Annotated in this window: 13 protein-coding genes; all 13 read left to right on the top strand. The window is 50.1% G+C overall.

Annotation, left to right across the window (positions count from 1 at the left end):
* Window positions 1–81 precede the first annotated feature (81 nt).
* The gene (locus B5F77_RS08510; protein ID WP_140392849.1) at window positions 82–423 is read left to right on the top strand and encodes a hypothetical protein; all 342 of its coding nucleotides are present in this window, start codon (window positions 82–84) and stop codon (window positions 421–423) included.
* Between the two features lie 29 nt (window positions 424–452).
* Window positions 453–626 carry a hypothetical protein gene (locus B5F77_RS15715; RefSeq protein ID WP_162607973.1) on the top strand — a complete coding sequence of 58 codons (174 nt, stop codon included), beginning with the start codon at window positions 453–455 and terminating at the stop codon, window positions 624–626.
* A gap of 298 nt (window positions 627–924) precedes the next feature.
* Window positions 925–1,443, top strand: coding sequence for a winged helix-turn-helix domain-containing protein (locus B5F77_RS08500; protein WP_140392848.1), 519 nt, complete (start codon window positions 925–927; stop codon window positions 1,441–1,443).
* Window positions 1,440–2,795 (top strand): DnaB-like helicase C-terminal domain-containing protein, encoded by a 1,356-nt coding sequence (locus B5F77_RS08495; RefSeq protein WP_087329787.1) that lies wholly within the window; start codon window positions 1,440–1,442, stop codon window positions 2,793–2,795. Before B5F77_RS08500 ends, B5F77_RS08495 begins: the two co-directional genes overlap by 4 nt.
* A gap of 133 nt (window positions 2,796–2,928) precedes the next feature.
* Window positions 2,929–4,083 carry a CHC2 zinc finger domain-containing protein gene (locus tag B5F77_RS08490; RefSeq protein ID WP_162607972.1) on the top strand — a complete coding sequence of 385 codons (1,155 nt, stop codon included), beginning with the start codon at window positions 2,929–2,931 and terminating at the stop codon, window positions 4,081–4,083.
* Window positions 4,080–4,316, top strand: coding sequence for a DUF4248 domain-containing protein (locus B5F77_RS08485; protein WP_087329783.1), 237 nt, complete (start codon window positions 4,080–4,082; stop codon window positions 4,314–4,316). Before B5F77_RS08490 ends, B5F77_RS08485 begins: the two co-directional genes overlap by 4 nt.
* Before the next feature lie 263 nt (window positions 4,317–4,579).
* Window positions 4,580–5,821, top strand: coding sequence for an OmpA family protein (locus tag B5F77_RS08480; RefSeq protein ID WP_087329781.1), 1,242 nt, complete (start codon window positions 4,580–4,582; stop codon window positions 5,819–5,821).
* A 5-nt stretch (window positions 5,822–5,826) separates the two neighbouring features.
* Window positions 5,827–7,035: a hypothetical protein gene (locus B5F77_RS08475; RefSeq protein ID WP_087329779.1), complete on the top strand. Its 1,209-nt coding sequence runs from the start codon at window positions 5,827–5,829 to the stop codon at window positions 7,033–7,035.
* Window positions 7,036–7,150: 115 nt separating this feature from the next.
* On the top strand, window positions 7,151–7,948 hold the full coding sequence (locus tag B5F77_RS08470) for a polysaccharide biosynthesis/export family protein (RefSeq protein WP_087329777.1): 798 nt from the start codon (window positions 7,151–7,153) through the stop codon (window positions 7,946–7,948).
* Between the two features lie 34 nt (window positions 7,949–7,982).
* Complete coding sequence (locus tag B5F77_RS08465) at window positions 7,983–10,373, top strand: tyrosine-protein kinase (RefSeq protein WP_087329776.1); 2,391 nt, start codon at window positions 7,983–7,985, stop codon at window positions 10,371–10,373.
* A gap of 6 nt (window positions 10,374–10,379) precedes the next feature.
* Window positions 10,380–11,156: a CpsB/CapC family capsule biosynthesis tyrosine phosphatase gene (locus tag B5F77_RS08460; protein ID WP_087329774.1), complete on the top strand. Its 777-nt coding sequence runs from the start codon at window positions 10,380–10,382 to the stop codon at window positions 11,154–11,156.
* A 60-nt stretch (window positions 11,157–11,216) separates the two neighbouring features.
* On the top strand, window positions 11,217–11,381 hold the full coding sequence (locus B5F77_RS15710; protein ID WP_162607971.1) for a hypothetical protein: 165 nt from the start codon (window positions 11,217–11,219) through the stop codon (window positions 11,379–11,381).
* A gap of 2 nt (window positions 11,382–11,383) precedes the next feature.
* Window positions 11,384–13,501, top strand: a complete 2,118-nt coding sequence (locus tag B5F77_RS08455) for a hypothetical protein (RefSeq protein WP_140392847.1) — start codon at window positions 11,384–11,386, stop codon at window positions 13,499–13,501.
* Window positions 13,502–13,707: the final 206 nt, after the last annotated feature.

Below are 13,707 nucleotides of genomic sequence, written 5' to 3'. Positions count from 1 at the left end.
CGGGATTTCCGCGCGAATCCAACGGAAATCCTGCGGGTTTCTCCCGAGAATCGAGTGGACAATTTTTTAAAGTTTTTAAACATGAAGAACATACTAAATGATTTGCGGAAGATGGTTATCCGCAGAGTAGCGAGTATTGCAGGGCATAATTTTTCATTTGCCAAGTTGAAGAACGCCATAGAGCAGTCTGAAAACAAGCAGGGGGTCATTCTGGTGCTTTCGTTGGTTTTGGGCGACGAGACGCAGTGGAAGGCAGCGCGTTGGAAGAAGCTGTCGCGGCAATTTATGGACACGTATCGTCCGCAATTGTTGTCCTATTTCGGTGGGCAGCCGCAGGGTATCGTCCGGAAGAAGATGTCGTTGGGTTATCCAACCCTTTTTTGGCCGTTTTGGGCCTATTGCTTCGGCAATGCGTGCTTTTAGGCTCCTTCGAGCAACTGACCGATTGGGTCATGGAGATTTTCGAGTTGCCGTATAATCGGAATACGGTGTTGGGTAAGGTGAAAGAGATTCGTCCGACGATGGAAGACATCGAAAAAGTGGTGGCGGCATGCAGGCAGTTGGAAGAATTCAGACTAAAAAAGGAGGGAAATGCAGACTCAACTAAAAGGAATACAAAAGATTAAGTCTGTTTTAAACCTGTAAAAAAACCTGATTTTTTCGATTTTTTTGTTTGTATGTTTCGGTTGTACCTTTGTACCATGTTAAATAAGTGGTGGTGGTTATGCCTGAATCGAATGCCATGAAAATGGAAAAAGAATGCGGCTTTCTTATGATATGTTTCTTATTTTATATATAAGGTAGTGGACGCACTTTGGGAAGTACCTTTGCAATTTGACATATATAAGAGGAGGTTGTTTTTCAGCTGTTTATTTTCAGAAGATTCTGTTCGTTCTAACCGCACCACCTAAAATCGAAAGAAAAATGGACGAAAACAGAAAAAATCGTAAGTCTAAGTCGCCTTTTCTGGGTAATGGTTTCCTCCGAATACCTCGGCGGACGTTAGGATTATTGTTTGATGGTACAGTGGGCAAACGGATGTTAGGCCAGGTGTATTTGTGTGTGGCTTTTCGCGCGTATCATACGGAGGGGAACGTCACGATAAGCGGCAAGGATTATCGCTGCAGGCGGGGTGAATACGTCGGTTCGCAGGAGGCGTTGTCGCAGATGGTGGGCCTGAGTGGCACCATGTTTCGCAAGTATGTAAGCCGGTTGTGTGAAATGGGGCTACTGGAAATGGAATCGTTGCATCGGGGCAGCCGGATTCGGGTGGTGCATTACGACTACCTGAGCGGTTATTATGCCGTTTCGCCTTCGGTACCGGTATCGGCCGGGACGGAAAGCGGTTGCAGCCTGTCGGAGGCCGAGAGCCAGTGGATGCAGGGCGGACGAAGCCTGGAATTGGACGAACAACGCTTTTCAGAGAAAGGAGGCCGGGTATGAATACGCAGGTAGAACAGACGTTGCTTTGCTGTTTGCTGACTTCCGGCAAGGCGTTGGAGAAGGTGTGTACGCGCATCCGTCCGGAGATGTTCGAAAGCGAGGAGAACCGCTTGGTGTATGGGATTATCCGCCGGTTGTACCTGGCAGGGAAAGAGCCGGATGAAGTCCAGGTGGAAATCGAAATGGAGAAGGAGGACGCGGAATTGAACCGCCGCATCGGGGGACTTTCTTACCTGCTTCCGGCGATGCTCCATGTACGCCACGACGGCAGCGTGGAGGCGTATGCCGAAGAGGTGGAACGCCACTATTTCCTTCGTCGGTTGGGAACCTGTTTTTCCAAATATGCGTTCAAGGCAGGAGACGCGTCGGCCGAACCGGATCGGATTTGGGAGGAGGCCGAGCAGGAGTTGCTCTCGCTTCGCGAAGGGATGCAGACGGGAAATCCGGTGCGGACCTTGGGCGAACTGGCCGGACAGACGGTGGAATGGCACCGGAAACGGAAGGCAGACGAGGCAAACGGGATGCAGATAGCCAGCGGACTGCGGGAACTGGACTACGTGACGGGCGGTTTCCATAAGTCGGAACTGACCATCTTGGCCGGACGTCCCTCCGACGGGAAGACGGCGGTGGCCTTGCAACTGGCCCTGAATATCGCCCAAAGTGGCAAGCAGGTCTGTTTCTTTAGTTTGGAGATGTCGTACTACCAGTTGCTCAACCGTGTGTTGGTGGGCATCAGCGGCGTGAATCCGGATAACCTGCGTGTCGGGATACCGCGGGAAGAGGAGCTGACGGCGATGGAGAAAGCCGCGCAAACCTTGGAGGGATTGCCGTTTCACTTGGACTATACCGCCGGGGCTTCCGTAGAGGCCATCCGGGCGAAGGCGATGTGCCTGGCGCGGCAGGGACGGTGCGATTTCGTAGTCGTGGACTATCTGCACCTGTTGGGCGGAGAACGCCGGAAAGGGGATACGTTGGAGCAGTTCGTGGCGCGCAATGTGACGGCCCTGAAGCAATTGGCCTTGGATTTGGATTGCCCCGTGTTGGTTTTGTCGCAGATGAACCGTGCCTGCGAGACCCGTACGGAACGGGCCCATCTCCCGGTGATGAGCGATTTGCGCGATTCGGGAACCATCGAACAAGTGGCCGACTGTGTGATGTTCGTCTACCGCCCTTCGCGCTATGGCATCGAACAAGACGAGAAGACCGGGGCAGACCTCCGGGGGGTCGCCAAGCTCTATATCTTGAAGAACCGTAACGGGTCGACCGGCATCGCCCGTTTCCGTTACAATGCTTCCTTCACTCGTATTACGGATTATACTACGGATAGGCAATCCTGGTTGGTGTATAATTAAAACGGTCTACCGAGAAGCGGTCGTTTCCGTATTGCTTTGACCTCGACGAGGTCGAAAATAAATAGCTGCTGGTCGGAGCGTAGCACGGCCTGCGGTGATGGATCGTAATTTTACTAAACAAACAAAAAACAAGATGGAAAAACAATCCATACTTTCCTTAAAAAAGAAATACCGGATAGAGGAGGTCGTCGGACGATATGTCCGTCTGCATCCTTCCGGACAATATTGGTGGGGGTTATGTCCGTTTCATAATGACCACCATCCCTCGTTGGCTGTCCACCCTGGACGAGGCACCTTCTGCTGCTATGCCTGTGGCGAACGGGGAGACGTGCTGGCGTTTATCCAGAAGATAGCACATTGTTCGTTTGCAGAAGCGGTAGCCAGGCTGACCGGCACGCCGTCGGTAAAGGTCGCTTCGCCGACAACCGGAAAAGAGACCGCCGGCACACCGCAAAAGGTCCCGACTACGGCGGAACTGGAGGCGTTCCTCCGGCAGCTTATGCCGGCAGCCAGCGGAGACAGCGATTTGACGCCTGTTTGGTTGGATTTCGGAATCGGGTATGCGCCCCATCTGGTCGCTCCGCCCTGGAAACAGCTGGAGGGAAGGCTGGTATTCCCTTTACGCGACGAGAAGGGTCAATTGGTCGGATTGGCATCCCGCCGCACAGACGATACCGACACGCAATCGCCGAAATACCGGAACTCCTCGGCCCGCGAGGGATTCCGAAAGAGTGAGTTCCTCTATGGATTGGATCGGGCGCAGGCCTCCATCCGGCAGCACCGGGAGGTCTTCCTCGTAGAAGGGTACAAAGATGTGTTGGCCATGCATGCGGCTGGATTTACGCAGACCGTAGGACTGTGCGGAACGGCCTTGACCACTGCCCACATCGCCCGCCTGCAACCTTGGGTATCGCGCGTATGGCTTCTGTTAGACCACGATGAGGCGGGATGGAAGGGAAGCGAAAAGGCCGCCCGTATGCTTTGGGAGGCCGGGATGGAACCTCGTATCCTTTCGTTGCCCAAGCCGGGAAGTGACCCGGACAGCCTGTTTCGGGAGATGGGACGCGAACCGTTTCGCGCTTGGATAGAGAGCGTATGCCGGACGGAGAGCGAAGAGTATCGCTTGATGACCCGCCTCCGGGAGGGTATGGCATGGATACAAGCCGAACCGGCCGTTACCCCGCGGAAGCGTGAATTATGGAATGATTTTCGGACATGCCGTCAGGACCTGCTCCGGCTCTCCGGACAGTTAGGGCGATTGGCCACAATGGATTGGAGGTGGGTATGAATGCATATCAAGAAGCAAAGCCATGGAAGAGCCATAGCCATTCCTATCTTTCGTTGGGATGCCTGTATAGTCCGGACATCACGCCGGCTGTAGCCTCCCGCCGACTGAAGATGTGGATTATCCGGAATCCGCAATTGGTGGAAGAATTGGTACAGGCCGGATGGAACGACCGCCAGCGGATACTGACTCCCCGGCAGGTGGATTGCATCGTCCGGGTATTGGGAGAACCTTGATAAAGAAGATATTCAGCGGGAAAGGGGCCTCGCAGAGGTCCAACAAAAAGTAACTGCAGGTCGAAAGCGGAGCGCGGCCTGCAGTTCTAGAGGGTATGTTGTGTCTCTGTTTCGTATACCGCAGGCCGTGCTCCGCATCGACCTACGGTTAAGTCAATGGGCCAGCTTTGCTGCCCGGGGAGAGAACCCTCTCAGCGGAGAACTATGATCCTAAATCAAAACCATTTCAGATTCGATTTTAAATAATTCCTAAATATACAATTATGGTAAAAAAAGCAATTTTTATCGGGTTGCTTTTGGGTTCGTTGTCTACAGCGGCGATGGCCCAGGAAGCATTGAAGACGGATACGGTTCGAACGGAACTGCAATCCGATTTTTTGGAATCAATCGGTGACACGACCGATTTGGTGGTGGCCGGAGACGGAACAGCCAACTGGTTTATCAGTCTTTCCGGCGGTGTGAATTCCTTAGCAGCAGAAGCGAATCGAATGTATGATAATTTCATCGATCGTTCGCGAATGTCGTTTCGGCTGAGCGTCGGCAAATGGTTTACGCCGGTATGGGGATTTCGTGTACAAATGGGTGTGGGTAAATTGTCGGGCCATTCCTACTTGCCGAATTTTTATAACATGTACGACCAGACGGATCATACCGTCATGCCCGATGAGATGAAACCTTTCCTTTCCGAGCGGGATGGGCAGACCTGGTTCCACCGCAAGTTTACCTATATGGATTGGTCGGTGGATTTGATGACCGATGTTGTCCGCTGGTTCGTGAAGAAGAAGCAACCGGTGGGGGTAATCCTGTTTGCCGGTCCGGGGTTTGCCCATTCTTTCGGGTCGCAAGGATTATCAGCCAGCAATTCGTTTGCCTTCAATGCCGGCGTGCAATTGAATGTGAATGTACACAAGAACTGGGATGTCTTTGCCGAGTTCCAGGGGAATATCGTAGACGAGACGTTCGACAGCCAGATTGGCGGTACGACGGGCAAGCGCAATCGTCCGTTGGAGGGATATGCCGGCCTGACCATCGGTTTCGCCTATAAGTTTGGCGGTAGAAAGTTCACGCGGTATGCCAAGGTGAACCCCGTGACCTACGAGTCGGTGCGCTACATCCAGCCGCCTACCGTGGTAGAGGTGCCCAAGGCAGTTCCGGAAGAGGTCGTTACGGCATTTGCAGTCCGTTTCTTTATCGACCAGTATAATATCGAGGAGGACCAGAAGTTGAATATCGACCGTATGGCACGCTACCTGAAGCGTCATCCCGAGGCCAAGCTCCAATTGGTAGGTTATGCCGACAAGGAGACCGCCTATCCGGCCTATAACCTTAAGCTCAGCCAGCGCCGTGTGAACGCCGTGCGCGATTACCTGGTGAAGGAATGCGGCATTGATGCTTCGCGCCTCATCACGGATGCCAAGGGAGATACCCAGCGCGTCTACAACGAGGATTATCGTTGGAACCGTGCCGTCGTAATGCGATTAATTGAAAACGATAATAATAAGTAAGCAATATGAAAAAGATCATCATAACAATCATGGCGGTATTGGGCGGATTGGCATCTATGCAGGCCCAAACCAAGAAAGAGGTTGACCAGACGGTCCGGATGGATACGATTCAGGTGGATTATAAAACCCGGTATACCTCTTCGTTCTGGAGTAATTTTTATGTGGAGGCTGACTTTGCCGGCCGGATGCTCATGGGGGCAGATGATGCGTCGCTCTCGTTTGGCGATCGCTTGAAACCGGGCTTTGGCATCACGGTCGGGAAGTGGTTCCATCCGGATTTCGCGGTCCGCTTGAACTTTGCCGGTTCGCGCCTGAAGGGATGGAATAACGGTCCCACTGGCATCTATGCCTACAACGACGGCTGGACGGACGAGTTCGACCCCGTGCAGCGGTATTGGGAAGGAGAAGGGGTAGATACGAAGAACGGATACCGGCAGGATATGAAGTATTTCGAGTTGAATGCCGACTTCCTTTTCGATCTCTATAACATTTTTACTTCCCAGAAACGGTTGGACCGCAAATGGACAGCGCAAGGGTATGTCGGCGTGGGGATGCTCCGCGCGGCTAAATACCATGGCATGGAAGATAATGTCAAGATGGGATTCCGCCTCGGTTTGATTGGAAACTATCACATTACCGACCGCCTGGGGGCACATCTCACGATTGGCGGGGAGATTACGGATGCGAACTTCACCGGCGAATTGGGCAAAGGCGATAAGTTCTCCGGTATCTTGAGCGGGACGATTGGATTGAGTTACCGCATCGGCAAGCAGGGATACAAGGTGGTGCGCCTGGTTCCGCAAGCCCAGTTGGCGGCGTTGAATAGCGCCATCACGATGATTCGCAGCGAACAGACCATTCCGGGCGATACAGTCCGGGTAGAAACGGAACGCATGGCGGCCGGAAGCCTCTTGATTCCTTCGGTGGTCTTCTATCCCGAGAAGGCGGAGTTCAACGAAGAGTTGCAGATGGTGAACATCTTCCGTATCGCACGGTATATGATGCAGTATAAGGATACGAAGATTGCCATCGTAGGTAATACGGGCGGAACAGACAGCCGTTTGGCTCGCCGCCGTGCCGAGAAGGTACGCGATGTGTTGGTGAACAAATATGGTATCTTCCCCAACCGCATGGTGGTCCGTACCTACGACGTGAATGCGAAGTATAACGTCACAGGCTATGAACAGTCTGTCAACTTTACCGTAACCGAATAATAGAATCCAGCACGCAGATAGCCCCTTCCCGCAGGATTCTCCCGGGAATCCGAAAAGAATCTCCCGGGAATCCGGAAGGAAACCCGCTATCTGCGCGCGTTTATCCATTTATGTCATGAAACATACCGTATATCCTATCATTGCCTTTCTCTTCCTGCTCTCTTTGGTGGCTTGCAAATCACCGAAGGACGTGGTCTATTTGCAAGATGTAGTTCCCCTGAAGCAGACAGAGATAGAGCAACATTTCGAAGTGTACATCCATGAGGACGACCTGCTCGCCATTATCGTGAACAGCAAGGACCCGGAGTTGGCATTGCCTTTCAACATGCCGGTAGTAACGTACCAAGTAGGTAGCGAAAGTATGCCGCAACAGAAGGTGCTTGGTTATTTGGTGGATGTGAATGGCAATATTGATTTTCCCGTATTGGGCAAATTGCATGTAGCCGGACTCACCCGTTTGCAGCTAAAGGAGATGATTAAGCAGAAACTGATAGACGAAGATTTAATCAAAGACCCGGTGGTGACGGTGCAGTTCCTCAATTACAAGGTATCGGTCATGGGCGAAGTGGCCCGTCCCGGTTCGTTTACGGTCGAAGGAGACCGCATCACGCTGTTGGAGGCGTTAAGTATGGCAGGCGACCTGACGATTTATGGACGTCGTGACCGGGTAGCGGTCATCCGCGAGAAGGACGGGAAGCGCACGGTGTTGTTCCACGACCTTCGTTCGTCGGATATCTTCTCTTCGCCCTGCTACTATTTGCAACAAAATGATATTGTATATGTGGAGCCAAACAAGACGAAAGCCCAACTGAGCGGCATTAACCAGAATAATTCCATGAGTGTATGGCTCTCCGCTTTCTCGGTATTGGCTTCGATTGCTTCTGTGATTGTGACGGTGGTATTGAATAAGTAGAAAGAGATGGTTGCATAGAAATATAAATAGATGTATGATTGATAATAGGGAAAATACGCAAAGAGATTATGCGCAAGAGAACGAAAATACGTTGAACTTATGGGATTTGCTCCAGATATTGAAGGCGAATTGGTATTGGTTTGTCCTCTCGGTTGTGGCTTGTCTGGGGCTGGCCTATCTGTATTTGAAACAGGCGCCACTGGTATATACGCGCAGTGCGTCGGTCTTGATTAAGGAGGAAAACCGATGGGGCAGGAGCCGTTCGCTGTATGGCTTCTCGGATTTGGACATGTTGTCGCTGCAGCGCAACGTCGACAACGAGGTGATTGTCTTCAAGACCTACCGGTTGATGGAGACCGTCGCCCGCCGGTTGCACCTGGATATAAGTTATACGGTGAAGCAGGGGCTCCGTACGGTGGAGCTTTACCGCGAATCGCCTGTCGTACTCTCTTTTCCGGAGGCAGGCGAGGGGCAGAGCTTCTCGCTGACCGTGACGCCCATGTCGGATAAAGAGGTGGTCCTCTCCAAGTTTATTACCCGAAACGAGGAAGGCAAACTGGTGGAAATCGAGAAGGCGCAGCGTGTGGCGCTCAATGATACCGTTACGACGCCCGTGGGGAAGCTGGTAGTGGTTCCCAGCCTGTATTATACAGACCTGTGTTATGGGAAGAGCATTACGGTACGCAAGTCGAACCTGAGCAATGTGGCACGGGCTTATCTGAACAAACTGCAATCGACCGTCGCTTCGAAAACGGCTACGATTATCAACCTGAGCCTGTCGGATGTCTCCATCTCGCGGGCCGAAGATGTACTGAATACGCTGATTGCCGTCTACAATGAAGCCGCCATCGACGATAAAAACAAAGTCACCATCAGTACCTCCGATTTCATCGCCGACCGACTCGTCATCATCGAACAGGAACTGGGCGATGTGGATGCCAATATTGAGGCTTTCAAGCGGGAAAACCAACTGACCGACATCAGTTCCGAGACGGGCATGTACCTGCAGAATACCAGTAAGTACAAACAAGAGGGACTTAGCCTCGAAAACCAGTTGGCGATGGCGAAGTATGTCCGGGAATATCTCTCCGATCCGCACAAGGCGTCTGATTTGCTTCCCGCCAATACGCTCTCGGACGTGAACATCGAGCAGCAAATCGCAGAGTACAACACGCAATTGCTGAAGCGCGACCGGCTGATTAGCAACAGTAGCAACAAGAATCCGGTTGTCATGGACTTGAATAATTCGTTGAATGCCCTCAAGCAAACCATCATCCGCTCGGTGGATAACCTGATTGTCGGACTGAATATCAATATAGAGAATGTACGTGCCCAAGAGGCGCAGATGGAACGCCGCATCTCCGCTGTCCCCGGCCAGCAGAAATATGTCCTCTCGGTCGAACGCCAGCAGAAAATCAAGGAGGAGCTCTACCTGTACCTCTTGAACAAACGCGAAGAAAACGCCTTGAGCCAAGCCATTACGGAGAGCAATATGCGCGTCCTCGATTCCGCTACCGGTAGCCGTGTGCCTGTTTCGCCCAAGGCATCTATGATTTTGCTGGCGGCGCTGGTGATGGGATGTGCCATCCCGGCCGGTATCCTCTGGTTGCTTTGGTCGCTCGATACGAAAGTCCGTACCCGCAAAGACATCCAACACGCGACCTCCATTCCTTTCCTGGGAGAGGTGCCGGCGCAAGAGCGGAAGAAGGGAAAAGAGCAGCTGGTCGTACGCAGTGGCAGTCGCGATGCGGTCTCGGAGGCGTTCCGTATCTTACGTACGAACATGGACTTTATGCGGGTGAATGCCCCGGATATGAAGGTCATCATGTTTACGTCGTTGAACGAAGGAGCGGGAAAGACCTATATCTCTTCCAACCTCGCGGCCAGCTTGGTATTGATGAAGAAACGGGTCGTCCTCTTGGACTTGGATATCCGCAAAGGTACCTTGAGCGGACATGGAGAGGCACATGGAGCCGGTATCACGAACTATCTTTCGGATAAGAACACGTTGGACGAAATCATCCGGAAAGACGCGCTGATGGAAGGCTTGGACATGATTTATGCCGGACCTGTTCCCCCCAATCCCTCGGAACTGCTGCTTAGCGAACGGTTGGATATTTTGATGGCCTCCCTCCGCGAGCGGTATGATTATGTGATCATAGACAATGTCCCGTATGGCATGGTGGCGGATGCTTCCATCGTCGGGCGGGTAGCCGACTTGACCATCTGCGTGGTCCGTGCCGGTGTATTGGACCGTCGCCAGCTCCCGGATTTGGAGCACCTCTATCGTACAGGCCCGTTCAAGAACTTGGCAGTCGTCCTGAACTACGTCGAGCATAAACGCGTGGGCTATGGGTACGGGTATGGTTACGGCTATGGATATGGCTACGGCTATGGATATGGAAACACGTCGAAGAAAAAATAACGCGCTATGTTTTCTTTTTTGTTTCCGAAGAAAAACCTCTTGGAAGGGGGCGTGCTGTTTGGCATGACCGATGTGCATAGCCACCTGTTGCCGGGGGTAGACGATGGCATCCAGAGCTGGGACGAGGCCCGGAAGGCTGTCGCCTGGTTGGAATCGGTAGGGGTGAAGCGGATGTTCCTTACGCCGCACGTGATGGAGGAATGGGAGAATACGGCCTCCTCCCTGCAGGCCCGTTTCGCGGAATGGAAAACCCGCATCGCTTCGCCTATCGAGTTCCAACTGGCTGCTGAATATATGTTGGATGCCGCCTTTGCCCGCCATCGGCAGGAGGGATTGCTCACCTTCGACGGGCAACAGGTATTGGTGGAAACCTCCTATTTCGCTCCGCCGATGGATTTGGAAGATGTCTTGTATGAACTCCAGACGGACGGATACCAACCTATCTTGGCCCATGCCGAGCGGTATATGTATATGGAAGAGACCGACTATGAGCGGCTGCGGGACTGCGGTATCCGGTTCCAACTGAACCTGATGTCGCTTGCCGGAACCTATGGGCGGCTCCCCTACAAGAAGGCCATCCGGCTACTCGAAGAAGAGGCTTATAGCTATGCCGGTTCCGACATCCACCGGCAGAGTACCTACGAAACCTCCCTGCGCCATCTATATTTGAAGAAAAAACACCAAGAACCCCTTCTCCGCTTGCTGGAAAATAATGCCCAGCTCTGGCGGGGAAGTCGGGCGAAACTCACAGGAATCGCACGCGATTCTCGCGAGAATCCCTAACGAAAATCGGGACTTATGTCCCTCTTATTTATAGTATTAATCATTTTAAAATTAACGAGTATGAGAAAAGAAGTTTTGAAAACAGGAATGAACGCAGCCGAAGCGTATGAAGCTCCGGCTTGCGATGTGATGGAACTCCGGATGGAAGGGGTTTTGTGTCAAAGTGGTTCAGGCGGCGATGACGGCTGGATTGATGATGAAGAAGATAATGAAAATTGGGAGTAATTATGAAAAGGATTTTTTTGATTTTATCGAGTGTAGCCCTTTTAATGGGGGCTACCTCTTGTACGGAAGAGATTATCGTACAAAATGGGAATAGTACGAATGAACCAATAGAATTGACATTTTCTGCGTCTATTGATGAAATGACCAGTGATGTCAGTACACGTTCTTTGGTTCGTGAGAATGGTAATGTTTTATGGATTGCAAATGACCGAATAAGTCTATTTGCAAATGGAAGCAACAACCCTTTTATAACTAAAGATGGTGGTATAGTAACCAATTTTAAAGGTACTGTATCGCAAACGGCAGATACGTATTATGCGTTATATCCGTATAATCCAGATGCCGAAATAGAAGGGAATACCGTTCATACAGTTTTACATGACCACCAGTATGCAGAGCCCAGTAGCTATGCTTCTGGAATGAATCTTTCGGTATCAAGATCGTCAAATTCAGATGCTCAGGATTTATTGTTTTTGCATTCTCCATCTTATTTATGTGTACATATAAGTGAGAATTATCAAGGAGATCTTATTCGTAGTATGCGTTTTAAAGGAAATAACAATGAATTGATAGCAGGTGATGTGACGATTACGATAACATCGAGTGATGGGGCTGCGAAAGTTATAAATAATGAAAATGCAAGAACTGAGATTTCTTTAAATCAAATCAATGCAGGAGCAACAATGCTAAAAGGAAAGACTTATTATTTTGTGCTTGCTCCTCAGGTGTTTGAAAATGGTTATACTTTGACATTAATAAATGAACAAGGTGAACAGTGTGTTATTAAGCAAGATGACCTGATAGAGTTTGAGAGAAATCATATTCAGCATTATTATTTGGAAAGTGCAACATTTGAATCTGTAGATGAATGTGGTCTAACAGAAAGTGGTTTATTGAGAATCACAAGTTTGAATTGTTTGCATGAATGGGCGAATCGAGTAGCAAGCGGTGAGTCTAATTTAGGTTGTGACTTTGAAGTTAGTGAAATTGATTTTGCCGAAGATGATAGAACGTGGCCCAATGTGGGTTCGCCTGATAGCCCATTTACAGGAATAGTTTTAGGCGATGGTGTAACAATCAAGAATTTTAAGATAGATGATAATCGGCAATATGCTGGATTTATTAATGTAATGGGGGCTAATGCTTCTGTTGAAAATATGAACTTTGAATCGCCACAAGTGAAATCTTCTTATTCTGGACAAATATCAACTGCATCGGATGATGGATATGCGGGTGTTATTGTTGGATTATTAAATGAAGATAACGTAAACAATCATACTAGTGGCACAATCACCAATTGTCACGTAATTACTCCGACTGTAAGTGGAGGTGAGAATGTCGGTGGTATTGTTGGTCGTAGTTTTGGACGCGAAGATGGTATTAAGAGTTGTACTGTATCGGGTGGTTCCATAGAAGGCCACATGTTTGTAGGTGGTATTGTAGGTAATAGCGAAGGTATTATCGAGAATTGTCATGTGCAGAATAATACAGCTATTTCATATCATGACATACAAACAGAAGGGCGTGTCGGAGGTATTGTAGGTACAAATAACTCAGGTCAGTTAGTTGCTTGTACAGCTAATGCCACAGTGAATGGAACAGCAACTAATACTATACCTTTAGACGCCCGCTACTGTGGTGGTATCGCCGGAGCCAACAACGGTACAATGGTAGGTTGTGCATTTACGGGTACAGTATCTGGAGACTATGGTGGTGCGCTTGCCGGTGAAAGTTATGGTGATATCTATGGATGTTATGCTAATAATGCTACTGCAAAGGCTTTAATCTACAAAGTAAAACGTAACTTGAATTACGAATTTGAAGATGAAAACCAAACTGATGTGGTATTCCCTACATTTAATGGTTGCTATTGGGTAGGTGCAAGCGGTTCTTTATTTGGTGAAGAAGAAAGCTATGTAGAAGAACATGCTACGATAACTAATAGTACAGTGGTAACGTCTCTTTCTAATACAGAAACATCAAATATGAATGCAGCATTGACTACGGTAAATAATGATTCCGAATACGCCTACGGTTTAGGTTATCAATATACGAACAATACGGGAGACGATGCAACGAACTTCCCGGTAAAGGCAACCGTAGAACAACAAGTGCAATAAAAGGTTTCATACCACTTTCATATATATTATCAATCATAATATCAGACTGTAAAGAAATTGAAACAGGCGCAGAGGGTGACGAGGGGTTGTGAAACTCGCTAGTTGCCGGAGCTTGTCCAATATGTTTTATTAGTGAATGGATGGGGGGCTGCCAGACAGCGGTCTGTGCGGCCCCTTTTCACTTACCTTATGAGAGAAATACCCGA

It is taken from the genome of Parabacteroides sp. An277, assembly GCF_002159645.1.
In the GTDB taxonomy this organism is placed as follows: domain Bacteria; phylum Bacteroidota; class Bacteroidia; order Bacteroidales; family Tannerellaceae; genus Parabacteroides.
This window is presented reverse-complemented; position numbering and strand designations above follow the sequence as displayed.

Coding starts and splice junctions, on each gene's coding strand:
- B5F77_RS08510 (WP_140392849.1), top strand. CDS start 82: ATGAAGAACATACTAAATGATTTGCGGAAGATGGTTATCCGCAGAGTA.
- B5F77_RS15715 (WP_162607973.1), top strand. CDS start 453: ATGGAGATTTTCGAGTTGCCGTATAATCGGAATACGGTGTTGGGTAAG.
- B5F77_RS08500 (WP_140392848.1), top strand. CDS start 925: ATGGACGAAAACAGAAAAAATCGTAAGTCTAAGTCGCCTTTTCTGGGT.
- B5F77_RS08495 (WP_087329787.1), top strand. CDS start 1,440: ATGAATACGCAGGTAGAACAGACGTTGCTTTGCTGTTTGCTGACTTCC.
- B5F77_RS08490 (WP_162607972.1), top strand. CDS start 2,929: ATGGAAAAACAATCCATACTTTCCTTAAAAAAGAAATACCGGATAGAG.
- B5F77_RS08485 (WP_087329783.1), top strand. CDS start 4,080: ATGAATGCATATCAAGAAGCAAAGCCATGGAAGAGCCATAGCCATTCC.
- B5F77_RS08480 (WP_087329781.1), top strand. CDS start 4,580: ATGGTAAAAAAAGCAATTTTTATCGGGTTGCTTTTGGGTTCGTTGTCT.
- B5F77_RS08475 (WP_087329779.1), top strand. CDS start 5,827: ATGAAAAAGATCATCATAACAATCATGGCGGTATTGGGCGGATTGGCA.
- B5F77_RS08470 (WP_087329777.1), top strand. CDS start 7,151: ATGAAACATACCGTATATCCTATCATTGCCTTTCTCTTCCTGCTCTCT.
- B5F77_RS08465 (WP_087329776.1), top strand. CDS start 7,983: ATGATTGATAATAGGGAAAATACGCAAAGAGATTATGCGCAAGAGAAC.
- B5F77_RS08460 (WP_087329774.1), top strand. CDS start 10,380: ATGTTTTCTTTTTTGTTTCCGAAGAAAAACCTCTTGGAAGGGGGCGTG.
- B5F77_RS15710 (WP_162607971.1), top strand. CDS start 11,217: ATGAGAAAAGAAGTTTTGAAAACAGGAATGAACGCAGCCGAAGCGTAT.
- B5F77_RS08455 (WP_140392847.1), top strand. CDS start 11,384: ATGAAAAGGATTTTTTTGATTTTATCGAGTGTAGCCCTTTTAATGGGG.